General features: G+C 67.4%; 25 protein-coding genes. 14 read left to right on the top strand and 11 right to left on the bottom strand.

The genetic code is table 11. The annotated features are described in order from the left end of the window. Positions 1-38: 38 nt before the first annotated feature. The 3 genes from GTP77_RS01000 to GTP77_RS00990 all read left to right on the top strand — a co-directional run bounded on the left by GTP77_RS01000 (position 39) and on the right by GTP77_RS00990 (position 4,116). A complete protein-coding gene (locus GTP77_RS01000) occupies positions 39-842 on the top strand; it encodes an SDR family NAD(P)-dependent oxidoreductase (protein WP_161070296.1) in 804 nt (267 codons plus the stop codon). Positions 843-975: 133 nt separating this feature from the next. After that, complete coding sequence (locus GTP77_RS00995; RefSeq protein ID WP_229202023.1) at positions 976-3,123, top strand: TonB-dependent receptor plug domain-containing protein; 2,148 nt, start codon at positions 976-978, stop codon at positions 3,121-3,123. Positions 3,124-3,168: 45 nt separating this feature from the next. Continuing rightward, positions 3,169-4,116 (top strand): LysR substrate-binding domain-containing protein, encoded by a 948-nt coding sequence (locus tag GTP77_RS00990; RefSeq protein WP_161070295.1) that lies wholly within the window; start codon positions 3,169-3,171, stop codon positions 4,114-4,116. Here the strand turns inward: GTP77_RS00990 and GTP77_RS00985 are convergent. Then, on the bottom strand, positions 4,054-4,377 hold the full coding sequence (locus GTP77_RS00985) for a DUF2917 domain-containing protein (RefSeq protein WP_161070294.1): 324 nt from the start codon (positions 4,375-4,377) through the stop codon (positions 4,054-4,056). The two genes, GTP77_RS00990 and GTP77_RS00985, sit on opposite strands and share 63 nt — an antisense overlap. A gap of 175 nt (positions 4,378-4,552) precedes the next feature. On the opposite strand from GTP77_RS00985, the gene GTP77_RS00980 reads away from it, so the two are divergent. Further along, a complete protein-coding gene (locus GTP77_RS00980) occupies positions 4,553-5,758 on the top strand; it encodes an MFS transporter (protein WP_161070293.1) in 1,206 nt (401 codons plus the stop codon). Continuing rightward, a complete protein-coding gene (locus GTP77_RS30850) occupies positions 5,755-5,877 on the top strand; it encodes a hypothetical protein (RefSeq protein WP_260048228.1) in 123 nt (40 codons plus the stop codon). Before GTP77_RS00980 ends, GTP77_RS30850 begins: the two co-directional genes overlap by 4 nt. Before the next feature lie 3 nt (positions 5,878-5,880). Here GTP77_RS30850 and GTP77_RS00975 read toward each other — a convergent pair whose 3' ends face one another. Then, a complete protein-coding gene (locus GTP77_RS00975) occupies positions 5,881-6,372 on the bottom strand; it encodes an arsinothricin resistance N-acetyltransferase ArsN1 family B (RefSeq protein ID WP_161070292.1) in 492 nt (163 codons plus the stop codon). 142 nt (positions 6,373-6,514) lie between these two features. Between GTP77_RS00975 and GTP77_RS30285 the strand changes: the two genes are divergently transcribed. Beyond that, the gene (locus tag GTP77_RS30285) at positions 6,515-7,063 is read left to right on the top strand and encodes a PEP-CTERM sorting domain-containing protein (protein WP_228894175.1); all 549 of its coding nucleotides are present in this window, start codon (positions 6,515-6,517) and stop codon (positions 7,061-7,063) included. On the opposite strand, the gene arsH is transcribed toward GTP77_RS30285, so the two are convergent. Genes arsH through GTP77_RS00950 form a run of 4 tightly spaced genes read right to left on the bottom strand, consistent with a single transcriptional unit; the run spans position 7,064 to position 9,266 of the window. Then, entirely contained in the window at positions 7,064-7,777 is a 714-nt protein-coding gene (arsH, locus tag GTP77_RS00965) for an arsenical resistance protein ArsH (protein ID WP_161070291.1), read from the bottom strand. It abuts the gene before it with no gap. Beyond that, a complete protein-coding gene (locus tag GTP77_RS00960; protein ID WP_161070290.1) occupies positions 7,774-8,442 on the bottom strand; it encodes an aquaporin in 669 nt (222 codons plus the stop codon). The genes arsH and GTP77_RS00960 overlap by 4 nt, the downstream gene beginning before the upstream one ends. Then, positions 8,439-8,918, bottom strand: a complete 480-nt coding sequence (locus GTP77_RS00955; RefSeq protein ID WP_161070289.1) for an arsenate reductase ArsC — start codon at positions 8,916-8,918, stop codon at positions 8,439-8,441. The genes GTP77_RS00960 and GTP77_RS00955 overlap by 4 nt, the downstream gene beginning before the upstream one ends. Further along, positions 8,919-9,266, bottom strand: coding sequence for an ArsR/SmtB family transcription factor (locus tag GTP77_RS00950; RefSeq protein ID WP_161070288.1), 348 nt, complete (start codon positions 9,264-9,266; stop codon positions 8,919-8,921). It abuts the gene before it with no gap. A gap of 75 nt (positions 9,267-9,341) precedes the next feature. Between GTP77_RS00950 and GTP77_RS00945 the strand changes: the two genes are divergently transcribed. The 3 genes from GTP77_RS00945 to GTP77_RS00935 all read left to right on the top strand — a co-directional run bounded on the left by GTP77_RS00945 (position 9,342) and on the right by GTP77_RS00935 (position 13,662). Beyond that, positions 9,342-10,106 (top strand): substrate-binding periplasmic protein, encoded by a 765-nt coding sequence (locus GTP77_RS00945; protein WP_228894180.1) that lies wholly within the window; start codon positions 9,342-9,344, stop codon positions 10,104-10,106. Next, positions 10,103-11,053 carry a 2-hydroxyacid dehydrogenase gene (locus tag GTP77_RS00940; protein ID WP_161070287.1) on the top strand — a complete coding sequence of 317 codons (951 nt, stop codon included), beginning with the start codon at positions 10,103-10,105 and terminating at the stop codon, positions 11,051-11,053. Before GTP77_RS00945 ends, GTP77_RS00940 begins: the two co-directional genes overlap by 4 nt. A 149-nt stretch (positions 11,054-11,202) precedes the next feature. Next, entirely contained in the window at positions 11,203-13,662 is a 2,460-nt protein-coding gene (locus GTP77_RS00935; protein WP_161070286.1) for an FtsX-like permease family protein, read from the top strand. A gap of 10 nt (positions 13,663-13,672) precedes the next feature. On the opposite strand, the gene GTP77_RS00930 is transcribed toward GTP77_RS00935, so the two are convergent. After that, positions 13,673-14,083: a VOC family protein gene (locus GTP77_RS00930; protein WP_161070285.1), complete on the bottom strand. Its 411-nt coding sequence runs from the start codon at positions 14,081-14,083 to the stop codon at positions 13,673-13,675. A 181-nt stretch (positions 14,084-14,264) separates the two neighbouring features. Here GTP77_RS00930 and GTP77_RS00925 point away from each other — a divergent pair, with 181 nt between their 5' ends. From GTP77_RS00925 to GTP77_RS00915, 4 genes are all read left to right on the top strand, one after another. Continuing rightward, positions 14,265-15,686, top strand: a complete 1,422-nt coding sequence (locus GTP77_RS00925) for a glycoside hydrolase family 28 protein (RefSeq protein ID WP_228894183.1) — start codon at positions 14,265-14,267, stop codon at positions 15,684-15,686. A gap of 153 nt (positions 15,687-15,839) precedes the next feature. Then, the gene (locus GTP77_RS00920) at positions 15,840-16,295 is read left to right on the top strand and encodes an Ohr family peroxiredoxin (RefSeq protein ID WP_161070284.1); all 456 of its coding nucleotides are present in this window, start codon (positions 15,840-15,842) and stop codon (positions 16,293-16,295) included. Between the two features lie 65 nt (positions 16,296-16,360). Continuing rightward, positions 16,361-16,816 (top strand): Ohr family peroxiredoxin, encoded by a 456-nt coding sequence (locus GTP77_RS30155; protein ID WP_187358565.1) that lies wholly within the window; start codon positions 16,361-16,363, stop codon positions 16,814-16,816. Positions 16,817-16,828: 12 nt separating this feature from the next. After that, positions 16,829-18,109, top strand: coding sequence for an epoxide hydrolase family protein (locus tag GTP77_RS00915; RefSeq protein ID WP_187358564.1), 1,281 nt, complete (start codon positions 16,829-16,831; stop codon positions 18,107-18,109). A gap of 41 nt (positions 18,110-18,150) precedes the next feature. Here GTP77_RS00915 and GTP77_RS00910 read toward each other — a convergent pair whose 3' ends face one another. The 4 genes from GTP77_RS00910 to GTP77_RS00895 all read right to left on the bottom strand — a co-directional run bounded on the left by GTP77_RS00910 (position 18,151) and on the right by GTP77_RS00895 (position 22,167). Next, positions 18,151-18,432 carry a helix-turn-helix domain-containing protein gene (locus GTP77_RS00910; protein ID WP_161070283.1) on the bottom strand — a complete coding sequence of 94 codons (282 nt, stop codon included), beginning with the start codon at positions 18,430-18,432 and terminating at the stop codon, positions 18,151-18,153. Then, on the bottom strand, positions 18,429-18,785 hold the full coding sequence (locus GTP77_RS00905) for a type II toxin-antitoxin system RelE/ParE family toxin (protein WP_161070282.1): 357 nt from the start codon (positions 18,783-18,785) through the stop codon (positions 18,429-18,431). The genes GTP77_RS00910 and GTP77_RS00905 overlap by 4 nt, the downstream gene beginning before the upstream one ends. 115 nt (positions 18,786-18,900) lie before the next feature. Further along, complete coding sequence (locus GTP77_RS00900; protein WP_161070281.1) at positions 18,901-19,167, bottom strand: hypothetical protein; 267 nt, start codon at positions 19,165-19,167, stop codon at positions 18,901-18,903. A gap of 21 nt (positions 19,168-19,188) precedes the next feature. After that, positions 19,189-22,167 carry a sensor histidine kinase gene (locus GTP77_RS00895; RefSeq protein WP_229202022.1) on the bottom strand — a complete coding sequence of 993 codons (2,979 nt, stop codon included), beginning with the start codon at positions 22,165-22,167 and terminating at the stop codon, positions 19,189-19,191. A 211-nt stretch (positions 22,168-22,378) separates the two neighbouring features. Between GTP77_RS00895 and GTP77_RS30990 the strand changes: the two genes are divergently transcribed. Further along, positions 22,379-23,113, top strand: coding sequence for a beta/gamma crystallin-related protein (locus GTP77_RS30990; RefSeq protein WP_308807679.1), 735 nt, complete (start codon positions 22,379-22,381; stop codon positions 23,111-23,113). Positions 23,114-23,155: the final 42 nt, after the last annotated feature.

Raw genomic sequence — 23,155 nt, 5'->3', positions numbered from 1 at the left:
TACACTGCTCTTGTCAACCACTTTCAAGGACAGCAAACATGAAGACCAACAACAGCACCGAGTCCGGCATCGCCCTCATCACCGGCGCTTCCACCGGCATCGGCGCGCGCTATGCGCAGCGCCTGGCCGAACGCGGCTACGACCTGATCCTGGTCGCCCGCAACCGCGAACGCCTGCAAGCGGTGGCCGACGGCGTCAGCGCCAGCACCGGCCGCAAAGTGGAGATCCTGCCCGCCGACCTGACGCAGGAAGCCGGCCTGGCGCTGGTGCAGCACCGCCTGGCGAACGACGCCGGCATCACCATGCTGGTGAATAACGCCGGCCTGGGCGCCACCGCGCCGCTGGTCGACTCGAAGCAGGAAGACCTGGACCGCATGATCTTCCTGAACGTTCACGCGCTCACCCGCCTCACGCGCGCCGTGGCGCCGGGCTTCGCAGCGCGCGGCCATGGCGCCATTATCAACATCGCCTCCATCGTGGCGGTGGCGCCGGAAGTACTGAACGGCACCTACGGCGGCACCAAGGCCTATGTGCTGGCGTTCACGCAGTCGCTGCAGCACGAGCTGGGCGCCAAGGGCGTGCGCGTGCAGGCCGTGCTGCCCGGCGCCACCGGCACCGAGTTCTGGGACCACGCCGGCGTGCCGGTGGCCCACCTGCCCAGCGAGATCGTGATGAGCGTGGACGACCTGGTCGACGCCGCGCTGGCGGGCCTGGACCTGGGCGAAGTGGTGACCATACCGTCCCTGCCGGACCGCGCCGACTGGGACAAGTTTGAAGCGGCTCGCCTGGCCATGGGCCCCAATCTGTCGCGCAGCAAGGCAGCCCCGCGCTACACGGCCTGATAGAGCGCTGTACAAAACTGCGGCGCCGCCGCAGAATCCGTCCCGCGCCTTGCCTGCTTCGTCACATGGGCAATGCGCGCTGGCGGCGGCGTCACTAGACTCGGAGCCTCGATCAACATTACAGGCTTCGAACATGAAAACGTCACGCCGTCTCACACTCTGCGCCCTGGCCGGTGCGCTGCACGCTGTTGCCTTCGCGGCCGACAATACCGCCCCGGCGGAGATGGCGCGCGTGGAGGTGAGCGGCCCCGGTGCGGACGCCCTGCGCCGCAACGACACGGCCGGCAAGCTCGTGGTGGGGCGCGACGAACTACTCCAGTACGGCGACAGCTCCCTGTCCGGCGTGCTGAAACGCCTGCCCGGCTTGTCCATGGCCGGCAGCGAAGTGCGCATGCGCGGACTGGGCACGGGCTACACGCAAATTCTCATCAACGGCGATCCTGCGCCGCCCGGCTTCGCCATCGACACGCTGGCGCCGGAGGTGATCGAACGCATAGAAATCATGCGCACCGCCTCGGCCGAATTCAGCGCGCAGGCGGTGGCGGGCAGCATCAACATCGTGCTGCGCAAGGGCGCCAGCCGTGCGCAGCGCGACCTGAAACTGCAAATCGAGCACGACCAGCGCTGGAACCCCAGCGCCACCATGCAGCTGGCCAACCGCGACGGCGCCTACTCGTACTCGGTGGCTGGCACGCTGTCGCGCACCGGCTATGACAACGGCGCGCAGATCAGCGAAATCCTCGCCAACGCCGCCGGCGCGCCCACCACGCGGCGTTTGTTCGATGAACGCTACCTCGGCGGCATCAGCAAGGCCAGCCTGGCGCCGCGCCTGAACTGGACGCTGGACGGCGGCGACACCATCGCCTGGCAAAGCCTGATCGATATCGCGCGCATCAACAACCACGGCGGCTCCCGCGAAACCACGCTGCTGGGAAGCGCCACGCCGTCGCCCATCAGCAGCTACGGCTCCCGTATCCACAACGACGCGCTGCGCAGCGACGTAAGCTGGTCGCGCAAGACCGGCGGGGACGGCAGGCTCACCGTCAAGGCGGGCGTGAACGTCAACCAGCGCGAGATAGCCTACGTCTTCAACGGCGCGGACGCGGGCGGCGCCCCCTGGCTGCGGCGCGAAGTGAATTCCAGCGCCAGCGACAACAGCGCCACCAGCAGCGGCAAATATCAAACGCCGCTGTGGCCCGGCCACGGCTTCGGCGCAGGCTGGGACGGCAGCTTTACGCGCCGCAGCGAAAACCGTTTGCAGCGCGACAGCACGCCGCAGGGCGCGCCGCTCTACACGCTGGACCAGGACTACACCGCCGACGTCAAGCGCCTGGCCCTGTATGCGCAAGACGAATGGGACGTGGCGCCCGGCCTGCAAGCCTATCTCGGCCTGCGCTGGGAAGGGCTGGTCACCGGCACCGTGGGCCGCGCCATGGACAAGGTGCAAAGCCGCTCCAGCGTGTGGAGCCCCGTGCTGCAAACGCTGTGGAAGCTGAAGGACGCCGGGCGCGAACGGGACCAGCTGCGCCTGGCCCTGTCGCGTACCTACAAGGCGCCGCTGACGCGCAACCTGGTGCCGCGCCGCTACACCATCAACAACGGCAACGGCCCCACCAATCCGGACGTGGAGGGCAATCCCTATCTGCAGCCGGAGCTGGCCTGGGGCGTGGACGCGGGCTACGAATCCTATTTCGGCAAGGGCGGCATGTTCAGCGTATCGGCCTACGCGCGCTGCATCAGCGGAGTGACGGTGCAGCGCCTGTTCCAGGACGGCGCCACGTGGGTCAGCACCTTCGCCAACGGCGGCAAGGCCAGCGCGCGCGGCGTGGAGTTCGACGCCAAATTCCCGCTGGCCGCGCTGTACGCGGGCGCACCGTCCATCGACCTGCGCGCCAACGCCAGCCGCAACTGGTCGCGCATGGACAGCGTGCCCGGCCCGCACAACCGCCTGGCCGAACAGACGCCGCTGACGGCCAACCTCGGCCTGGACTACCGCATGTCCGCCGCATGGAGCAGCGGCTTCAATTTCAACTACCTGGGCGGCGGTCCGGCCCGCATCACGGCTGCGCTGTCCAGCGATAGCGGCCCGGTGCGCACGCTGGACGCCTACGCCCTGTGGAAGACCGGCAAAGCCAGCCAGCTGCGCCTGTCAGTGGCCAACGCGCTGCGCCAGGACCGCCGCAGCGCCCAGTATTACGCCGACGCCGCCGGCAGCACCGCCCGCGGCGCCAGCGCGCCAGGCAGCCGGGGCGTGCGCCTCCAGTACGAGCAGCCGCTATAGCATAAGCATGCGCTAGAATCATGTATCGCCGATACAGGAGACGCCATGCAGAACCGCCTTGTTACGCTGCCGCCGCTCGATGCGCTGCGCGGTTTTGTCGCGGCGGCGCGGCGCATGAGCATCACCGCTGCGGCGGACGATTTGTGCCTGACGCAATCGGCCGTCAGCCGCCAGATCCAGGCGCTGGAGGAGAGGCTGGGCACGCCGCTGTTCACGCGCCGCAACCGCGCCATTGCGCTGACGCCGGCCGGCGAGCAGCTGTTCCAGCTTGCCTCGCCTTGGATGGACAAGCTGCTGGACCTGGCCGACACGCTGCGCCAGGACCGGCGCGTGCGCCCGGTGACGGTCTCCGCCAGCATAGGCGTGGCCTCGCTGTGGATGCTGCCGCGCCTGGGCGAGTTCCAGGCGGTCCATCCGCATATCGACGTGCGCGTGGCGACCAGCAACCGCCTGCTGGACCTGGAGCGGGACGGCGTCGACCTCGCCATCCGCTACAGCCCCGCCTCGCCCGCCACGCAGGGAGGGCTGAAGCTGTTCGACGAGGTGGTGGCGCCGGTGGCCAGTCCCGCGCTGGCGGCCAGCGCCTTCCGCAAACCGGCGGCGCTGCTGGAACAAGTGCTGCTGGACCTGGACGAACGCGTCGGCCCGTGGCTGCACTGGGAATACTGGCTCAAGGCGCAAGGGCTGGAGCAGACGCCCGCGCGGCGGCCCAAGGGAAGGCTGCATTTCAATCAATACGACCAGCTGATCAATGCGGCGGCCGGCGGCCACGGCGTGGCGCTGGGACGCCTGCCCCTGCTGCTGCCCATGCTCAGGGACGGCACCCTGGCCGCGCGGCTGGACCTGAGCCTGCAAGTGGATGACTACCGCTACTGGCTGATGGAGGCGCCCGGCCAGCAGCGCGCCGAAGTGGCGGCCTTCCGCGACTGGCTAATCGAGCAGGCGGCGCAGACCGCGCAAGACCTGGCGCAGGCGCTCGCCGGCGCCGCCTGAGACCGCGCCGCCGCCCACCTTGTGCAGGCTGATGCTGGCGGCCGGGCCGCTCACCTCGAACGACACCGCCTCGTTGCGGCCCACGCTGGACAGATAGCGCCGCTGCGCCGCGCACAGCTCCGCGCTGTCGCCCGCCTTCAGAACGCGGTCCTTGCTGTCGCCATGGTTGGTAATCCACAGCACGCCGGCCAGGCAATGCACGCGCACGGCGTTGCCCGGCGCCATGGTGGCGCCTTCTCTGGGTTGCAAGGTGATCTGCATGGTGTTCTCCTTCGATGGTTGACGCCTGCATTGTTGCTCCCAGGCGCGCTGCGGACAAACGTTATCCCGGCATGCTATCCATGTGCTGGACGCATGGATGCCATGCCGATTTACCGTTGGCGCGCGCCCCGCCGTCCTGGCTATGCTTGCAGCACGGACTGGCGAGGAGAACCCGATGAAATACCTGAAAACACCGTTGGCGGCCGTGCTGTGCGGCGGCATCATCATGGGCCTGGCGCTGGGCATGCGCCATGTGCAGGGCCTGTTCATGCTGCCCATGACGTCCGCGCGCGGCTGGGGCAGGGAGGAGTTCGCGTTGGCCATCGCCCTGCAAAACCTGGTCTGGGGTCTGGCCCAGCCCTTCACCGGCATGATCGCGGACCGCTACGGCTCGCGCCGCGTGCTGGCCGCAGCCTGCCTGCTGTACGCGCTCGGCCTGGTCCTGATGGCGCACGCGGCCACCAATATGCAGCTGCTGCTGACGGGCGGCCTGCTGATCGGCATGGCCTTGTCCGGCACCGCCTTCGGCACCGTGTACGGCGCGCTGAGCCGCATCGTGCCGCCGCAGCGGCGCAGCTGGGCGCTGGGGCTGGCGGGCGCGGTGGGCGGCGTGGGCCAGTTCGCCATGGTGCCCGCCGCGCAGGGACTGATTTCCGGCGCAGGCTGGATGGCCGCGCTCGCCATCATAGCGCTGCTGCTGGCGCTGGCCGCGCCGCTGGCCTTCCCCATGGACGACAGCGCCGCCGCCAGCGCGCCGCAGCAGCCCGGCCAGTCGATGCGGCGCGCGATTGCGGAGGCCTTGTCGCACCGGGGCTTCTGGCTGCTGAACCTGGGATTTTTCGCCTGCGGCTTCCAGCTGGCCTTTATCGCCGGGCATTTCCCGGCCTACCTGCTGGACCAGGGCTTTTCCGCCAACACCGGCGTGATGGCGCTGGCCATCGTGGCGCTGGCGAATGTGGCGGGCACCTACTGGTGCGGCAAGCTGGGCAATATCTACCGGCGCAAGCACCTGCTGGCCTGGCTGTACTGCGCGCGCTCGGCGGCCATGCTGCTGTTCATCGCCGCGCCCATCAGCACGGCCAGCATCTATTTGTTCTCCTGCGCCATGGGACTGACGTGGCTGGGCACGGTGCCGCTGACCAACGGGCTGGTGTCGCAGGTATTCGGCGTGAAATACATCTCCACGCTGTTCGGCCTGGTGTTCGTGGGCCACCAGCTGGGCGGCTTCCTCGGCGTGTGGCTGGGCGGCGCCGTGTTCGACGCCACGCACTCCTACGACCTGGTGTGGGCGGCGTCGGTGGGCGTGGGACTGGTGGCGGCGCTGCTGCACTGGCCCATCGACGACCGCGCCCTGGCGGCGCAGCAGATGGCGCCCGCATGAAGCCGCTGCACAACCTGCTGCTGTGGGCGGTGCTGGCGGCGGTGTGCGCCTGGTCCTGGCTGGCGCTGCTGCGGCCGGATAATGTGCTGTCCTTCGCCAGCCTGGCGGCGCTGTGCTGAAAGCTAGGCCAGCTTCAGCTCCCAGTAGCCAACGTCGACCCAGCGGCCGAACTTCATGCCGACCTCGGAAAAGTGCGCCACCTTCCTGAAGCCCATGGATTCGTGCAGCGCCACGCTGGCCTCGTTGGGCTGGGCGATACCGCCTATCACCATGTGCAGGCCGCGCGCGCGCAGCTGGTCGAGCAGCTCGCGGTACAGGCGGGTGCCCACGCCCTTGCGCGGATGCTCCGGCGACACGTAGACGCTGCTCTCCACGGAAAAGCGATAGGCGCTGCGCACACGCCAAGGGGTGGCGTAGGCGTAACCCAGGACGACGCCGTCCTGCTCGCACACCAGCCACGGCAGCTTGGCGCCCACGCTCTCGATGCGGCCCGCCATTTCCCCGGCGGAGACCGGCTCCTCCTCGAAGGAGATGGTGGTGGTGGCGACGTAGTGGTTGTAGATGGCGGCAATGGCGGGCGCATCGGCGGCGGTGGCTGGGCGGATAAGGCTCATGGCAGTGTCGGAAAATTTTACAGTGATGGAATATTTAGCATCAAATAATACATGGACTTCGCCTAAGTTATTGATCTTACATGGATGGAACAATAATTGCTTTAAGATAAAAATCAATATCAATCAACAACTTTTCGCACCCATGAAACTGATCTCCAAACTGGCAATCGCCCTCGCTACCCTGGCCACCTGCGCAGCCGTGCAAGCCACCCCGATGACCTACGCCTTCAACGGCCCGACCTTCACCTCGGTCAGCGGCCCGTACACCACGTCGGACCGCATCACCGGCTATGTGTCGTTCGATTCCAGCCTGCTGAACGCGCAAGGCACGGGCACCATCACCACCAGCTCGAACGGCATCAACAGCGGCATCAAGTGGATGTTCCAGGACGGCTACAACCACTTCGACAACGTGATCACCACCAATGCCTTCACCATCTCGATGAGCTTTACCAACTTCGCCGCCAGCGACTGGTTCATTGACGCCACGCATGGCTGGACCTCGAACGACCTGTATATCGCCGGCTCCAACACCTACGTCAGCATTTTCCAGGGTTCGTGGGCGTCCAGCCCTGGCATTACCGCCGCCAACTTCTCCCGCGTGCCGGAACCAGGCAGCCTGGCGCTGGCCGGCGTTGGCCTGCTGGGCCTGCTCGCCGCGCGCCGCCGCAAGGCCACCGGCCAGGCCTGATCAGATCTTCCCTATCTGGCGGTCGATGGCCTTGACCGCCCGTTCATTGCGCTCGCTGTAGCGGTCGGTCAGGTATGAGGTCCGGCCGCGCAGCAGCAGCGTCATCTTGAACAGCTCCTCCATCACGTCCACCACCCGCTCGTAGTAGGCTGAGGGACGCATGCGGCCATCCTCATCGAATTCCTTGTAGGCCATCGGCACCGAGGACTGGTTGGGAATGGTGAACATGCGCATCCAGCGCCCCAGCAGGCGCAGCGTGTTGACCACGTTGAACGACTGCGATCCGCCGCACACCTGCATCACCGCCAGCGTGCGCCCCTGGCTGGGCCGCAGCGCGCCCTGTTCCAGCGGGATCCAGTCGATCTGGTTCTTCATCACCGCCGTGATGGCGCCGTGGCGCTCGGGGCTGCACCATACCTGGCCTTCGGACCACAAGCTCAGTTCGCGCAGCTCCACCACCTTGGGATGCGTCTCGGGCACGCTGCCGGCCATGGGCAGCTCCATCGGATCGAATATCTTCACCTCGGCCCCAAAGTGCTCCAGGATGCGGGCCGCCTCGTAGACCAGGAAGCGGCTGAAAGAGCGCTCGCGCAGCGAGCCGTACAGCATGAGGATGCGGGGCGGATGGTCCAGCTCGCCCACCGGCGCCAGCTTGGCGAGGGTGGGGGTGTCCAACAGGTCCGGCTTGATGTTGGGCAGGTTGGGGATGCTCATAAAGACTCCTTATTCTCCGCGTACAGCCAGCGGAACAAGACGGTGGCGGCGGCCGCGCCCAGCAGCTGCGCCGCGATGAAGCCGGGCGCGTCCAGGGGACGGATGCCGGCGAAGGTGTCGCTGACGCTGCGCGCCAGCGTGACGGCGGGATTGGCGAACGAGGTGGAGGCGGTGAACCAGTAGGCGGCGGTGATATAGGCCGCCACCGCGAACGGCGTGGCGCCCGGCCGGCTGCGCGTGCAGCCGATGACGACGCCCAGCAGCCCGAAGGTGGCCACGAATTCGCTCCACCACTGGGCCGCGCCGGTGCGCGCATGGGCCGAGGCGGTGTAGGCGTCCAGCCCGAACATGGCGTGCGCGGCGGCCACGCCCGCGAAGGCGCCCGCCAGCTGCGCCGCCAGGTAGGGCAGCACTTCGCGCGCCGGATGCCGGCCCTGCCAGGCGGCCGACAGCGTCACCACGGGGTTGAAGTGCGCGCCGGAGACCGGGCCGAACATCAAAATCAGCGCCACCAGCCCGGCGCCGGTGGCCAGCGCGTTGGCCAGCAGGGCGATGGCGGCATTGCCGCCCGCCAGGCGCTCGGCCATGATGCCGGAACCCACCACCACCGCCAGCAGCAGCGCCGTGCCCAGGCCTTCGGCCACGTAGCGGCGCGCCGGGGTCATGGCAGCAGCGTGCCGATGCGGTCCAGCTCGGCTTTCAGGCGGATGGGATTGTTGACCAGCTGCTCCAGCGGCAGCGCGAAGAAGGCTTCGATGCGCGCGCGCAGCACGCGGTAGGCGTGCATGAAGGCGGCGTCGATTTCCTCCTCGGTGCCGGTGGCGTGGGCCGGGTCTTCCACGCCCCAGTGCGCGCGCATCACCGGTCCCAGGTAGGCCGGGCAGGTTTCACCCGCCGCGCTACCGCAGACGGTGATGACGATGTCCGGCGTGACCGGCAGGCTGTCCCAGGACTTGCTGTGATAACCCTCGGTGGAGATGCCTTCGCGGGCCAGCAGCGCCAGCGAACGCGGATGCACATAGCCGGCCGGCTTGCTGCCCGCGCTGACGGCGTGCCAGCCCGCCGGCGCCAGGTGGTTGAAGGTGGCTTCGCCCAGGATGGAACGGCAGGAATTGCCGGTGCACAGTACTAAAACGTTCATTCAAGCTTCCTTGGTGGTGGTGGTGGCTGGAGGGCAGCAGTCCGGGGCGGCGGGCGCGCAGGGCACGCCGCCGCAGCAGTTTTCCGTGAGGAAGGCCAGCAGGCCGTTCATGGCGCCGAAACTGGCGCTGTAGATGACGAAGCGGCCGTCCTGGCGCGCCGCGATCAGGCCGGCATGCGCCAGCTCCTTCAGGTGGAAGGACAGCGACGAGGGCGCAATGTCGAGCTGCTCGGCGATCCTGCTGGCGGCCAGGCCGTCCGGCCCGGCCTGCACCAGCAGGCGGAAGGCCGCCAGCCGGGATTCCTGCGCCAGCGCCGCCAGCGCGGCCAATGCTTGCCTGGTGTCCATTTCTGCTCCAATTCGATATTTCAACGATTATCGAAATATACTACAACATTGCCGAAATGTGTAAAACTAGCCGCCATGGACAGACGACGAGCAATTGCAGCCCTGGGAGCCACGCTGGGCGCCAGCCTGGCATGCGTCCCGGCGCAGGCGGGCGTGGCTGCGCGCATGCGCCTGGTGACCGCGCACTTGCCGCCGCTGGTGCTGGAACACGGCGGCGCCCGGCCCGGCGCGCTGATGGAGCTGGTGAACGAGCTGTGCCAGCGCATGCAGCTGGCGCCGCAGACCCGGTTCGTGCCGTGGCGGCGCGCCATCTTCCTGGCCACCACACTGCCCGCCACCGCCATCTTCCCGCTCACGCGCCAGCCCGCGCGCGAAGCGCAGTACCGCTGGCTGGCGCCGCTGTACGACGAGCACTATGTGTTCACGGCCCCGCACAGCAGCCGCTTCGATATCCGCCATCCGCTGGACATGAAGGCGCGCCGCATCGCGCTGCTGCGCGGCGCGGGCCAGGCCGCCATCCTGAAGGAACTGGGCTATGGGAACCTGGTCGAGGCCGCCAGTATCGACGAAGTCCACCGCTTCCTGCTGAAAGGCATCGCCGACGCCGCCTTCGGCGAATACAACATCATCCGCGCCTCGCTGCGCAGCCGGGGAGAGGAGGCCGATTTCGCGCTGAGCCCGCCCGTGCGCAGCACCACCGCCTGGCTGGCCGGTTCGCTGGACTTCGGCACGGACGACGTGCAGGAGTTCCAGCGCACCATGGCCGCCATCACCGCCGACGGCAGCAGCCGCCGCATCCTCGCCAAATACGGCCTGGGCTCACCAGAGAAAGCACCATGAAACCAGAAATCCTCGTGTTCGCCGCCAGCCCTTCCGCCGCCGTCATGCGGCAGCTCGACGAACAGTTCCACTGCCACCACGTCTGGCGCGTGCCGCCCGCCGAGCAGGACGCCTATGTGGACAGCGTGGCCGCCCGGGTGCGCGCCATCGTCACCACCGGGCCGCAGGGCGTGAGCGCGGCGCTGGCCGCACGCCTGCCCCGGCTGGAAATGGTGAGCCTGAACAGCGTGGGCTATGACAAGGTGGACCTGGACGCGCTGCGCGCGCGCGGCATTCCCGTCACCAACACGCCCGGCGTGCTGACCGAGGACGTGGCCGACCTGGCCCTGCTGCTGCTGCTGTCCGCCGCGCGCCGCCTGCCCGCCATGGACCGCTACGTGCGCAACGGCGACTGGAGCGCGCGCCTGCCGCTGGCGCCGTCGCGCAGCGTGCGCGGCAAGGTGGCCGGCATCTTCGGCTACGGCCGCATCGGCCAGGCGATTGCCGCGCGGCTGGCCGCGCTGGGCGTGGAGATACGCTACTACCAGCCGCGCCCGGTTCCCGGCGTGGCCGCCCAGCGCGCCGGCTCGCTGCTGGAACTTGCGCAGCAAAGCGACTACCTGGTGCTGAGCGCCCCCGCCAACGCCGCCACGCGGCACGCGGTGAACGCCGCCGTGCTGGACGCGCTGGGGCCGGAAGGCACGCTGGTGAACATCGCGCGCGGCGCGCTGGTGGACGAGCACGCGCTGATCGCGGCGCTGCAAACCGGCCAGCTGGGCGCGGCTGCGCTGGACGTGTTCGAGCACGAGCCGGAGGTGCCGCCCGCGCTGCGCGCGCTGGACAACGTGGTGCTCACGCCCCATATCGGCAGCCTGACGGTGGAAACCCGCCACGCCATGGGCCAGCTGGCGGTGGACAATCTGCTGGCCCACTTCGCCGGCCAGCCGCTGCTGACGCCGCTTCCATAGCGGACACTGTCCGGAAGCGCACACCGCCAGCGTCCGCTTCCGGACGCCTGCGCGGCAGTGCGCCATGCCGGCCACGCGGCCATGCGCCCCGGCCGCGCGTGGCATGAAAGTTGCGATTCTCCAGCCAGATCCACTACCCATCGCTCACTATGAAACTGCGGGACTTCCGTATCGGCTGGCGCACCTTGCTGCAAGACCCGGTGTATTCCTTCGTCGTCATCTCCGGCCTGGGCATAGGCCTGGCCGCCGCGCTGCTGCTGCTGGGCCTGGTGCGCCATTCCTGGCAGTACAACCGCCACGTGCCGGACGTGGACCGGGTCTACGTGGTCAAGCAGCGCTACAACGTCGACCCGAAAGCGCCGTGGTTCGACCAGGCCCCGCTGCTGCTGCGCGCCAAGGCGGCCGGCACGCCGGGCGTGGCCGCCGCCACCGGCTACCTGCCGTCGCGCGCCGAAACGCTGGGCCTGACGGTGCGCATCGCCGGCCGGCTGCACAAGGTGGACGGCCTGACCGTGCTGCCGGACTTCGCCGCCATGCTGGGCCTGCGGGCAGTGCAGGGCGACCTGGCCGCCGCGCTGGAGCGCCCGGACAGCTTCGCCATCACCGAGGAGGCCGCGCAGCGCCTGTTCGGCACCGCCAACGCGCTGGGACTGACCATGCTGGCCGAGGGCAAGCTGCTGCGCGTGGGCGCGGTGCTGCGCACGCCGCCGGCCAGCAGCACCATCCCGTTTGAAACCCTGCTCGGCATCCGCTCGGCGCTGGTGGAGCCCGAGGTGCGCGACGAACTGGTGACCGGCTCGCGCGGCTGGTGGGGCAAGATGCTGCTGCGCGTGCAGCCGGGCGCCTCCCTGCCCGCCATTACGGCCGCGCTGCAGCGCGCCGTGGACAGCACGCCCGGCCTGCAGGAGCAGCCGCCCGAAGTGCGCCAGCGCCTGGCCGGGCGCAAGGTGATGGACGTGACGCTGGCGCCCCTGAAGGACGCCTATTTCGACCAGGACGTGGCGCAGAATTTCGTGGCCGCGCCCGGTCCGCGCGCCCATCCGGCCGTGATTGCCGGGCTGGGCGGCGTGGCGCTGCTGATACTGCTGCTGGCCGCCGTGAACTACGTCAACCTGGCGGCGGTGCGGGTGCTGCGGCGCCAGCGCGAAGTGGCCATGCGCAAGGTGCTGGGCGCCGGCGCGCGCCAGATTGCGCTGCAGCTGCTGGCCGAGTCCATGCTGGTGGCGCTGCTGGCCACCGCCATCGGCCTGCTGCTGGCCTGGCTGGCGCTGCCGCTGTTCTCCGAGCTGGTCAACCGCAAGCTCGACAGCGTGCTCTCGCCCGGCCACGTGGCGGCGGCGCTGCTGCTGGGCTGCCTGCTGGGTGTGGCCACGGCGGTCTACCCGGCCTGGATTGCGCTGCGCGTGCGGCCCGGCCAGGTGCTGGCAGGGCGGGGCGGCACGGAATCCGCCGGCGGCCTGCGCATGCGGCGCGTGCTGACGGTGCTGCAAGTGGCCACTGCCATGGGCCTGGCCAGCGTGGCCGTGGCCATCGCCTGGCAAACCGCCTTCGCCATGCGCGCCTCGCCCGGCTTCGACCCGGCGCCGCTGCTGATCGTGGACCTGCCCGAACCGGTGCGCATGAGTCCGGCGGCGCAAAGTTTCGTGGCCGCGCTGAAAGCCCAGCCCGGCGTGGCGGGCGTGGCCATTTCCGAGGACGCGGTGGGGCGCAGCAATGTGTCCTGGTTCCGCGACCTGAAGCGCCTGGACGGCCGCAGCGCCGCCACCGAAATCAAATCCGTGAGCGCGAATTTCTTCGAGCAGTACCGCATCCCGGCGCTGGCGGGACGGGTGTTCGACCCGCGCCAGGACAAGGAGGACGACCCGGTGCCGCTGGTGCTGAACGCCATCGCCGCGCGCGAGCTGGGCTTTGCCGATCCAGCCGCCGCCATCGGCCAGGTCCTGCTGTTCAGCGGCTTCGACAACAAGGTGATCCAGCGCCGCGTGGTGGGCATCGCGCCCGAGCTGCGCTTCCACTCGCTGCGCGCGGCGCCGCGCGCGGTGGCCTATGAATTGTGGACCGCCGGCATCACCCTCAGCGTGCGCGCCGCAGGCGAGGACACGCCGGCCGCCGTGCTGGAGCCCACGGTGCGCGCGCTGTGGCCCAAGTACTTTCCGGACGCGATACTGAAAACCCGCTCCGCCGCCGACATCCTGGCCGTCAACTATGCGGACGACGCGCGCATGGCCCGTTTGCTGGCGCTGGCCACCGGCATTGCGCTGGCGATCGCCGCCTTCGGCACCTATGTGCTGTCGGCGCACACGGTGCAGCGGCGCGCGCGCGAGATCGTGCTGCGCAAACTGTACGGCGCGGGCCGCAGCGCCATCGGCGTGCTGGTGGTGAAGGAAATCGGCGCGCTGGCGCTGCTGGCCGCGCTGATCGGCCTGCCGCCGGCGGCGCTCGCCATCCAGCGCTACCTGGCCGGCTATGTGGAGCACGCGCCGATCGGCGGCTGGACCCTGCTGCTGGCGCTGGCCGCCACGCTGGCCATCGCCGCCGGAGCCGTGGCCCGCCATGCCTGGCTGGCCATGCGCATGAAGCCGGCGGACGCGCTGCGCAGCCAGGCCTAGATGATTGCGCTCAGGCCTGCGGCGGGGTGGCGTCCGGGTCCATATACACCAGCTCCCACAGGTGGCCGTCGAGGTCGGAGAAGCCGTGGCTGTACATGAAGCCCATGTCCTGCGGCTCGCGCAGCGGGGCGCCGCCTGCGGCCAGCGCCTTGGCCACGGTGGCGTCCACTTCCTCGCGGCTCTCGCAGGACAGGCAGTTGATCACCTGCGCCGATTCGTGCGCTGACGACATGGGACGGTTCAGGAAGCCCTTGAAGAAGTCCTCGGTCAGCAGCATGGTGAAAATGTTTTCCGAAATCACCATGCAAGCCGCCAGCTCATTGGTGAACTGCGGGTTGAAGCTGTAGCCCAGGGCGGCGAAAAAGTCTTTCGAGCGCGGCAGGTCTTTGACGGGCAGGTTGACGAAAATTTGCTTGTTCATAATGTCTCCGGATAAGAAGGTTGGGTGGCTTGCTGTACTACGACGGCTGGCGCCGCCGCGCTTCGACACTTCCTGCAAAATATTTTTTTGGCGGCGGATCAACTGCGTGAGTGATTGGGCGGCGCGGGTGCTGCGCGGCGGCAAGGCGGTTTACCATGGAAAAAACTCTCTGGAGACCGCCTTGCCCCGCCATCCACATCATCCGAATGCACGCCGCCACCTCCTGCTGGCCGGACTGGCCCTGGCCGCCACCGGCTGCGCCCCGCTGCCGCGCGCGGCACAGCAGCGCCAGCTGCCCCAGGAGCGCGTGCGCGCCGCCGCGCCCTTCCCCATGCCGGACATCAGCGTACCCGATTTTTCGGCCAGCCAGCGCTTCCCCATCACCGATTTCGGCGCCGACCAGGGCGACCAGCGGAAAACCAGCAGCGCCATCGCCCAGGCCATTGCGGCGGCCAACGCGGCCGGGGGCGGCGTGGTGGTGGTGCCGGAAGGCGTATGGCCGACGGCGAAAATCCATCTCAAGAGCAATGTGAACCTGCACGTGGCCAAGGGCGCCACGCTGCTGTTTTCCGAGCGCCCGGAAGACTATATGCCCGCCGTCATGACGAGCTGGGAAGGCCTGGAGTGCTACAACTACTCGCCGCTGGTCTACGCCTTCGAATGCGACAACGTAGCGATTACGGGCCAGGGCACGCTGAAGGCGAAACTGGACGTGTGGAAGGTCTGGTACGCGCGGCCCAAGCCGCATATGGACGCGCTGGTGGCGCTGTACCACATGGCGGCCAGGAAGGTGCCGGTGGCGGAGCGCCAGATGGCCACCGGCGAGGCCCACCTCCGCCCGCATTTCGTGCAGTTCAACCGCTGCCGCAATGTGCTGGTGGAGGACGTGAACATTATCGACAGCCCGTTCTGGGTGCTGCACCCCTACCTGAGCCGCGACGTGGTGATACGCCGCGTGAACGTGCGCGCGCACGGCCACAACAACGACGGCGTGGACCCGGAAATGAGCCAGAACGTACTGGTGGAGGACTGCGTGTTCGACCAGGGCGACGACGCCATCTCGGTGAAATCCGGCCGCGACCAGGACGCCTGGCGCATCAACGTCCCGTCGCGCAACATCATCATGCGCAACTGCCGCATCAAGAACGGCCACCAGCTGATGGCCATCGGCAGCGAACTGTCCGGCGGCGTGGAGAACGTGTTCGTGGACAACTGCCACTTCGACAACGCCGGCTCCGGCGCACGCAGCACCATCAACAACATCCTGTTCGTGAAAACCAACGAGCGGCGCGGCGGCTATGTGAAGAATATCCACGTGTCCAATGTCAGCGCGACCAAGATCGCCGGCGGCGTGCTGAGCGTGGAAACGGACGTGCTCTACCAGTGGCGCGACCTGGTGCCCACCTATGAGCGGCGCCTGACGCCCATCGAAGGCCTGCACGTGAGCAATGTGACGGTGGGCGAGGCGGCCTTCGTCTGCCGCATCCAGGGCGAGGCGGAGATGCCGGTGAAAAACGTGTCGCTGCGCGCCATCACCGTGGCCAAGGTGCTGGAAGCCCCGGTGAAAACCGAGAACGTGCAGGGCTTCGTGCAGGCTGCCTGACAGCCGGCGTTCCGAAATTAAATCGGAATCGCTTTAATCGCATACGAAAATAGTTCTTGACTCTTGGGCCTCCATGACCCAAGATACATACATCGCATACGACATAAGCGAGTGCGAGAAGAAACTCTCCACCCATTTTATAGAGGAACCATCATGAGCAACATCACCAAAGTCCTGGCCACCGGCAAAACCCGCACCACCGGCACCGACTCCGCCATCTTCTCCGGCAACCACGAAGGCCAGCTGGACATCCATCTGACCACCCCGGGCAACCCGGCCGGCCGCGAACACCATTTCGCCGCCATCGAAGCCCACCCGACCGCCGAGCAGCTGTTCGCCGGCGCCTGGTCCGCCTGCTACAGCGCCGCCGTCGGCATCGTCGCCAAGCAGCTGAAAGTGGCGCTGCCAGCCAACACCGCAGTGGAAATCGAAGTGGACCTGGGCCTGGGCGGCAACGCCTACTTCATCCAGGCGCGCATCAACCTCATCGTACCCGGCGTGGACGCCGAGCTGGCGACCAAAATCGCCCACGGCGCCGACGCCATGTGCCCTTACTCCAAGGCCACCAAAGGCAATATCGACGTGGCTGTGAACGTTATTACCGCTTAATACTTTATCTTAAATATCGCATACGATAAAAACGTATACGCCAAACAATCTTAAAAGGAAATATCATGAGCAACATCACTAAAGTCCTGATGACCGGCAAAACCCGCACCACCGGCACCGACGCCGCCATCTTCTCCGGCAACCACGAAGGCCAGCTGGACATCCACCTGACCGCCCCCGGCAGCCCGGGCGTCCGCGAACACCGCTTCGCAGCCATCGAAGCCCATCCGACCGCCGAGCAGCTGTTCGCCGGCGCCTGGTCCGCTTGCTACAGCGGCGCTGTCGGCATCGTCGCCAAGCAGCTGAAAGTGGCCCTGCCGGCCGACACCGCAGTGGAAATCGAAGTGGACCTGGGCCTGGGCGGCAATGAGTACTTCATCCAGGCCCGCATCACCCTGTTCGCACCCGGGATCGCCCAGGACCTGGCCGACCAGATCGCCCACGGCGCAGACGCAATGTGCCCTTACTCGAAAGCCACCAAGGGCAATATCGACGTCGTGCTGACCGCCATTACCGCTTAAGTGGAGAACCTCATGAGCAACCGCCGCAACTTTATCCAGGCCGCCGCCGCCAGCCTCGCCGTCGCAGCAGCCTTCTCCATCACGCCCGGCTTCGCCCGCGCCGCCACCGGCGGCAGCGAAATCCGCCCCTTCCATATCGACGTGCCGGAAGCCCAGCTGGCCGACCTGCGCGAGCGCATCAAAGCCACCCGCTGGCCGGACCGCGAAACCGTGCCGGACAACACGCAAGGCGTGCAGCTGGCCACCGTCCAGTCGCTGGCCACCTACTGGGCCAACAGCTACGACTGGCGCAAGGTCGAAGCCCGGCTGAACGCGCTGCCGCAGTACGTGACCAGGATAGACGGCGTGGACATCCACTTCATCCACGTGCGCTCCAAGCACAAGAACGCGCTGCCGCTGATTATCACGCACGGCTGGCCCGGTTCGGTGGTGGAACAGCTGAAGATCATCGATCCGCTGGTCAATCCAACCGCGCACGGCGGCAAGGCGGAAGACGCGTTCGACGTGGTCATTCCTTCGCTTCCGGGGCACGGCTACTCGGGCAAGCCGACCGAAACGGGCTGGGGTCCGGACCGCACCGCGAAAGCCTGGGCTGAACTGATGAAGCGCCTGGACTACAAGAAATACGCGGCGCAGGGCGGCGACTGGGGCGCCATCGTGACCGACCTGATGGCGGTGCAAGCACCGGCGGGACTGATCGGCATCCACACCAATATGGCCGGCGCGGTGCCGGTCGATATCGACAAGGCGCTGTGGGCGGGCAACCCGCTGCCGGCCGGCCAGCCCCTGACGGCGGAAGAAAAAGCCGCCACCGAGCAGCTGAGCTTTGTGTACGACCACGTGGGCTACGCCCGCCTGATGGCGTCCCGCCCGCAGACCCTGACCGGCCTGACGGACTCGCCGGTGGGCCTGGCGGCCTTCCTGCTGGACCACGACGTGCCGAGCCAGAAGCTGATCGCCCGCGTGTTCAACGGCCAGACCGAAGGCCTGAGCCGCGACGACGTGCTGGACAACATCACGCTGTACTGGCTGACCAACACGGCCGTGTCCGCGTCCCGCTACTACTGGGAAAACAAGCATCCCTTCTTCGCCGTCAAGGGCGTGAAGATCCCGGCGGCGGTGAGCGTGTTCCCGGACGAGCTGTACCAGCCGCCGAAAAGCTGGGCCGAGCGCGCCTACCCGAACCTGGTCTACTACAACAAGCTGGACAAGGGCGGCCACTTCGCAGCCTGGGAACAGCCGGCGCTGTTCACCGAGGAAGTGCGCGCCGCCTTCCGTTCGCTGCGGAAGTAAGATGTGATAAAAAGCGTATCGGATTCAATCTGATGCGCTTTTTACGCTGCGTCCCGCAGTTGGAATTCGACGCGCAGACCCGCTTTGGCAGCCATATTCACCAACGCATCTATCCCGAACAGATTGATCTTGCCGCGCATCAGATCGGATACCCGAGGCTGAGTGATGCCAAAAACCTTAGCAGCGTCGCTTTGATTCAGTCCGGATTTAGTGATGTAGCTTTTCAGCTGCACCATCAATTGAGAACGAACCTTCATGTTCTCAGCATCTTCCGGCGTGTCTTCAATTGCATCCCAGACGCTTGCAAAACGATTAGTGGTCATTTCCCCAACTCCTTCTTCAAATCACGGTAGCGTTTATCGGCCAAAGCAATATCGTGCTTACTGGTTTGTTCAGTTTTCTTCTGGAAGCAGTGCAGCACGTAGATAGCGTCGTCGAACTTTGCCACATAAATCACCCGGAATGCCCCAGCTTCATCTCGAATGCGTATTTCCTTGGCGCCAGGTCCGACGGTGGTTGCCATGGGCTTCCAGTCATCTGGCTCCTTTCCGTTCTGCACGAGGTCAATCTGGTGGCCGGCCTCACGTTTGGCGGCGGTTGGGAATGCGCGCAAATCATCAAGAGAACTGCCACGAAACTCTACTGGCTTGGGCGCAAGTTTTGTCGAATCTGCCATGGCACAAATATACAAGATTTTGTATATTCCTACAAATACTCAGTTGTACCGATTCCAAACTGCTACTTCGTTTAATAACGGCTCAGGCGACTTGATGTGCGCGGGCGCTAGCGGACTAAATTGCGCAGTCCGGAGGGAAGTCGGCCAGCTTGTAGCCGTCGACTTCGACCAGGCGGTCCAGCCGGACCGTTTCGCCCGAACTCAGCGTCAGGTAGTCGGCGCCTTCGCGGGCGAAGACGTCCTTGATGACGGCGCTGCGCTGCTGCTGCGCACCGCCGTCGTCGACAAAGCTGATGCTGGCCTGCTTGCGCAAGGTGGCCAGATCCTCCAGCCTGTCGTGGAACTCGCAGCTGACGGGAATGTATTCTGTCGATGCGCTCATGGCTGCCTCCGGTTAATTTTCCTAGTATGCCAGTTTCGCCGGCACGGTCACTTCGATCACGGTCCCGCCGCCGGGGCTGCTGTCGATGCGCAGCGCGGCGCCGATGCTGGCGGCGCGTTCGCGCATGCCGACCAGGCCCCAGTGGCCGGGGCGGTGGCCGGCTTTCGCCACGTCCTCATCCAGGCCGCGCCCGTCGTCGCGTACGCGCAGCGTAAGGGCCTGCGGCGCATAGTCCAGCTCCAGCACAATGTTCGCCGCCTCCGCATAACGCGAGGCGTTGAACAGCGCCTCGCGCGCGATGGCATAAATCTCGTCGTGCACGCGCAGCTGCAAGGGCCGGCATTTCTCGCTCACGCGCGCCTCGAAACGGTGCGCGCGGTGTTCGGCCAGGCCTTTGCCGAACTGCTCCAGGGCCAGGCCCAATTCTTCCGGCGAGGCCGATGCGCGCAGGTCCATGATCTGGTCGCGGCCCTCCACCAGCAGCTGGTCCGCCAGGTTGAGCGTCTGGTCCAGGCGCTCGCGCTCACGCGTGCCCTGCGGCAGCAGGTGGGCATGGGCGTGGAAGGACATGATCAGGCCCTGCACGCTCTGGAGCAGCGTGTCGTGCAGCGATCTGGCGATGCGCGAACGTTCCGCCAGCCGCTCCTGCAAGCGCTCCTTCATGCGCTGCGTCAGGTTGCGGATGCGCAGCACGTAGGCGCCATACAGCAGCAGGCCGGCGCCCAGCGCCAGCAGCAGCTTGAACCACGGCGTTTGCAGGAAGCCAGGCGGAATATGGATCTCCAGCGCGGCGCCGTCCTTGTTCCAGACGCCGTCCTCGTTGGCGGCCGTGACCTCGAAGCGGTAGTTGCCGGGGGCCAGGTTGGTGTAGTAGGCCTCGCGCCGGCCCACCGGTTCCTGCCAGCCGTCGTCCACGCCGGCCAGGCGGTAGCGGAAGCGCACGCGCTCCGGCATGGACAGGCTCAGCGCCGTGAAGGCGATCTGCAGGCTTTTGCTGCCCTGCGGCAGGCGCACCGGAGCCGAGCCCGCGCCATCGGTGGCGTAGCGCACGCCGTCCGCCACCAGCGTGTGCACCTGCACCGGCGGCGGCAAGGGATTGCGGCGGATGTGCGCCGGGTCCAGCGTGGCGATGGCGCCGGAAGTGGCCAGCCACAGCAGGCCGTCCGGCCCGCGTATCAGCGACGGAACGGGGCGCAGCTGGGCGGCGTGGCCTTGCAGGCCGTCCAGCGCGTCGAAGCGCTCGAAACGCACGGCCTGGTCCGGCTGATTCAGCCACGCCGCGACGCTGGCCGCGTCCACATGGTAGAGGCCGTCCGCGCCGTGCAGCCACAGGTCGCCGCCGGGCAGGCGGACGATGCCGGAGACGCCCCGGAATGTCTCGCCCCGCTCCCCGCGCAGCGCTGCGAAGCGGCCGGCACGGTACAGGGCCACGCCGTCTTCGCCGCCGGCCCACATCAGCTCGCCGTCGCGGTACAGCTGCAGCACCGTGCCCAGCTCCAGGCCTTGCTCCGCGCCCAGGCGCCGCACCGCGCCGTCCTGCTGCCGCTCCGCCACCAGGCTGATGCTGTTGCGCGCATGGCCGAACCACAGCGTACCCTGGCCGTCCATGGCCATGGCCGTCGTCAGCTCCTTGGGAAAGCCGCGCAAGCCGCCTTCCCTGATCCACTGCCCGCCCACGCGCTTGAACAGGCCGCCGCCGGAGAACGACGCCCACAGCGCGCCGCTGCGGTCCTGCTGCAGGGCTTGCGGGTCCAGCCCGGCCACGCCGTCGGGCGGCGCGAGCTGCGTCATGCTGCCGTCCGGCGCGCGGCGGTGCAGGCCTTTTTCGTTGCCCAGCCAGAGCACGCCGTCCGGCGCCCAGTGGCTGGCCGATAGCATGGCTTTCAGCTCGACTTTCTTCATCCCCTCTGCGGTGAAGCTGCGCACGTCGCCGACGTAGTCGCCGATCCAGACATCGCCGTCCGGTCCCGGCAGCAAGCCGGGATGGTCGAACTGCCCCTCCACCTGCAAGATCTTCAGGCGATTGGGACGCAGCCGGTCCAGCCCGGTGGACGTGCCTATCCACAGATTGCCCTCGCGGTCCTGGAAGGTCGACTGCGGCAAGGGGCCACTGATGCCGTTCTGCTGCGTCAGGCGCTGCGCAGGCACGCTGGGTCCGGACGGCTGCAGCTTGCGCTCCACGCCGTCCGGCTGCAGCAGCCACATGCCGCCGTCGCGGCCGAAACGCATGCTGATGCCCTTCTCCTCGGGCTTGATGGACTCGCCCGGCGCGGGCTCGCTGGTGCGTACCCGGTAATAGTTGGCCTCGGTGTCGACCGCCCAGATGCTGCCGTCCGGCCCTTCGTCCATGCTGGTGAGCATGGTGCGCGGCCAGGCGTGGCTGAAACGGCTTTCGCCGGGCCGCCGGAAGTAGGCGCCGTACATGGTGCCCATCCACTGCGTGCCGTCGCGGGCAAACAGGATCTGGTACACGCGCCGGGTCGGCAGATTGACATTGGCCCCCATGGGCTCGAAGCGGTCCGCCCCCGGCGCCAGGCGCGCCGCGCCGTCGCGCGTGCCTACCCACATGGCGCCGTCCGGCGCCGCCTCGATATGGAACACCGCGCCGGCCGGCAGCCCGTCGGCCTCCGTGTAAGTGCGCGTGCCGCCTTTGCGGAATACGCTCACGCCGCCCAGGCGATAGCCCACCCACACCGCGCCGTCGCCGGTGACCGCCAGGCCGAGCACATTGCTGGAAGGCAGAGGATGGCCGTACACGCTGCCGGTGCGCTCGAAGCGCGCGCCGTCATAGCGGAACAGGCCGGTGGCGGTGGCGATCCAAAGCCAGCCGTCCTTGCCCTGGGCAAACTTCAGCACGTCCACCGGTGCGCCTTGCAGGGCGCCCCAGGCGCTGTGCGTGTAGTCCGAGAGGAGGGGGGCCGAAGTCGCTGCGGCGTGGCAGTACAAGTGCAGCGCAGCCATGGGCACGAGTGCCAGGCAGCGCAGGAGGCGGGAAGTCATTAAACGGGAACTGTCTGGGGTGTTTTTTTACGTTCACCACTATAACGCATTCCCCTTTGACGGCAAGAGAGCGTTTCCGCACAGACCAACTGTTTGTTAGCGCGTACTTTGATGAGATCGGACTGTTCAGTCCGCCGACCTGGAGACCATCATGAAATTCCCACTAAAAACAACGCTCGCGGCATGCACCTTACTGCTTGGCGGGCAAGCAATGGCTCAAATCACGCTGTACCAGAACGAGGGCTGGCGCGGCCGCGCAGTGTCCATCTCCAGCACTTCGGACGACTTGCGCCGGGTTGGCTTCAATGACCGCGCCTCGTCGGTGGTGGTGGAGAAGGGCCGCTGGGAAGTGTGCGAAGACGCCGGCTTCCGCGGCCAGTGCCGCATCCTCAAGCGCGGCAGCTACGAATCGCTAGCCGGCATGGGCCTGAACGACCGCGTGTCGTCGGTGCGCGCCGTGCGCGGCAACCGCTACTCGCAAAACGAAGCGCCGCCACCGCTGCCGCAAGCCAGCTACGAATACCGCCAGCGCCCGAACGAACGCACTTACGAGGCGCGCGTGACCTCGGTGCGCGCCGTGGTGGGACCGCCCGAGCAGCGCTGCTGGGTTGAACGCCAGCAGGTGCAGGACAGCCGCCCCAATACCGGTGGCATGCTGGCCGGCGCCATCCTGGGCGGCGTGCTGGGCCACCAGATCGGCGGCGGCACCGGGCGCGACATTGCAACCGTGGGCGGCGCACTGGCCGGTGGCGCGGTCGGCGCGAACGCCGGACGCAGCAACAACACCTACGGCCAGGACGTGCGCCGCTGCGAAAACGTGGCCAACGCCACGCCGCAGTACTGGGACGTGACGTATGAATACCGTGGCGTGGAACACCGCACCCAGCTCGCCGCCGCCCCCGGCGAATACATCCCCGTGAACCGCGACGGGGTGCCCCGCATGTAAGGGATCAGCGGCAAATTGGTCATCAAGTTGAGAGTTCTGGGG

It is taken from the genome of Pseudoduganella aquatica (assembly GCF_009857595.1).
Classification (GTDB): domain Bacteria; phylum Pseudomonadota; class Gammaproteobacteria; order Burkholderiales; family Burkholderiaceae_D; genus Rugamonas; species Rugamonas aquatica_A.
This window is presented reverse-complemented; position numbering and strand designations above follow the sequence as displayed.

Excerpts from the sequence above, each read along its gene's own strand:
- GTP77_RS30990 (WP_308807679.1), top strand. The coding sequence starts at position 22,379 with ATGGCTCAAATCACGCTGTACCAGAACGAGGGCTGGCGCGGCCGCGCA.
- GTP77_RS01000 (WP_161070296.1), top strand. The coding sequence starts at position 39 with ATGAAGACCAACAACAGCACCGAGTCCGGCATCGCCCTCATCACCGGC.
- GTP77_RS00995 (WP_229202023.1), top strand. The coding sequence starts at position 976 with ATGAAAACGTCACGCCGTCTCACACTCTGCGCCCTGGCCGGTGCGCTG.
- GTP77_RS00935 (WP_161070286.1), top strand. The coding sequence starts at position 11,203 with ATGAAACTGCGGGACTTCCGTATCGGCTGGCGCACCTTGCTGCAAGAC.
- GTP77_RS00920 (WP_161070284.1), top strand. The coding sequence starts at position 15,840 with ATGAGCAACATCACCAAAGTCCTGGCCACCGGCAAAACCCGCACCACC.
- GTP77_RS30285 (WP_228894175.1), top strand. The coding sequence starts at position 6,515 with ATGAAACTGATCTCCAAACTGGCAATCGCCCTCGCTACCCTGGCCACC.
- GTP77_RS00960 (WP_161070290.1), bottom strand. The coding sequence starts at position 8,442 with ATGACCCCGGCGCGCCGCTACGTGGCCGAAGGCCTGGGCACGGCGCTG.
- GTP77_RS00945 (WP_228894180.1), top strand. The coding sequence starts at position 9,342 with ATGGACAGACGACGAGCAATTGCAGCCCTGGGAGCCACGCTGGGCGCC.
- GTP77_RS00980 (WP_161070293.1), top strand. The coding sequence starts at position 4,553 with ATGAAATACCTGAAAACACCGTTGGCGGCCGTGCTGTGCGGCGGCATC.
- GTP77_RS00930 (WP_161070285.1), bottom strand. The coding sequence starts at position 14,083 with ATGAACAAGCAAATTTTCGTCAACCTGCCCGTCAAAGACCTGCCGCGC.
- GTP77_RS00990 (WP_161070295.1), top strand. The coding sequence starts at position 3,169 with ATGCAGAACCGCCTTGTTACGCTGCCGCCGCTCGATGCGCTGCGCGGT.
- GTP77_RS30155 (WP_187358565.1), top strand. The coding sequence starts at position 16,361 with ATGAGCAACATCACTAAAGTCCTGATGACCGGCAAAACCCGCACCACC.
- GTP77_RS30850 (WP_260048228.1), top strand. The coding sequence starts at position 5,755 with ATGAAGCCGCTGCACAACCTGCTGCTGTGGGCGGTGCTGGCGGCGGTG.
- GTP77_RS00975 (WP_161070292.1), bottom strand. The coding sequence starts at position 6,372 with ATGAGCCTTATCCGCCCAGCCACCGCCGCCGATGCGCCCGCCATTGCC.
- GTP77_RS00940 (WP_161070287.1), top strand. The coding sequence starts at position 10,103 with ATGAAACCAGAAATCCTCGTGTTCGCCGCCAGCCCTTCCGCCGCCGTC.
- GTP77_RS00910 (WP_161070283.1), bottom strand. The coding sequence starts at position 18,432 with ATGACCACTAATCGTTTTGCAAGCGTCTGGGATGCAATTGAAGACACG.
- GTP77_RS00905 (WP_161070282.1), bottom strand. The coding sequence starts at position 18,785 with ATGGCAGATTCGACAAAACTTGCGCCCAAGCCAGTAGAGTTTCGTGGC.
- GTP77_RS00915 (WP_187358564.1), top strand. The coding sequence starts at position 16,829 with ATGAGCAACCGCCGCAACTTTATCCAGGCCGCCGCCGCCAGCCTCGCC.
- GTP77_RS00955 (WP_161070289.1), bottom strand. The coding sequence starts at position 8,918 with ATGAACGTTTTAGTACTGTGCACCGGCAATTCCTGCCGTTCCATCCTG.
- arsH (WP_161070291.1), bottom strand. The coding sequence starts at position 7,777 with ATGAGCATCCCCAACCTGCCCAACATCAAGCCGGACCTGTTGGACACC.
- GTP77_RS00950 (WP_161070288.1), bottom strand. The coding sequence starts at position 9,266 with ATGGACACCAGGCAAGCATTGGCCGCGCTGGCGGCGCTGGCGCAGGAA.
- GTP77_RS00900 (WP_161070281.1), bottom strand. The coding sequence starts at position 19,167 with ATGAGCGCATCGACAGAATACATTCCCGTCAGCTGCGAGTTCCACGAC.
- GTP77_RS00895 (WP_229202022.1), bottom strand. The coding sequence starts at position 22,167 with ATGACTTCCCGCCTCCTGCGCTGCCTGGCACTCGTGCCCATGGCTGCG.
- GTP77_RS00985 (WP_161070294.1), bottom strand. The coding sequence starts at position 4,377 with ATGCAGATCACCTTGCAACCCAGAGAAGGCGCCACCATGGCGCCGGGC.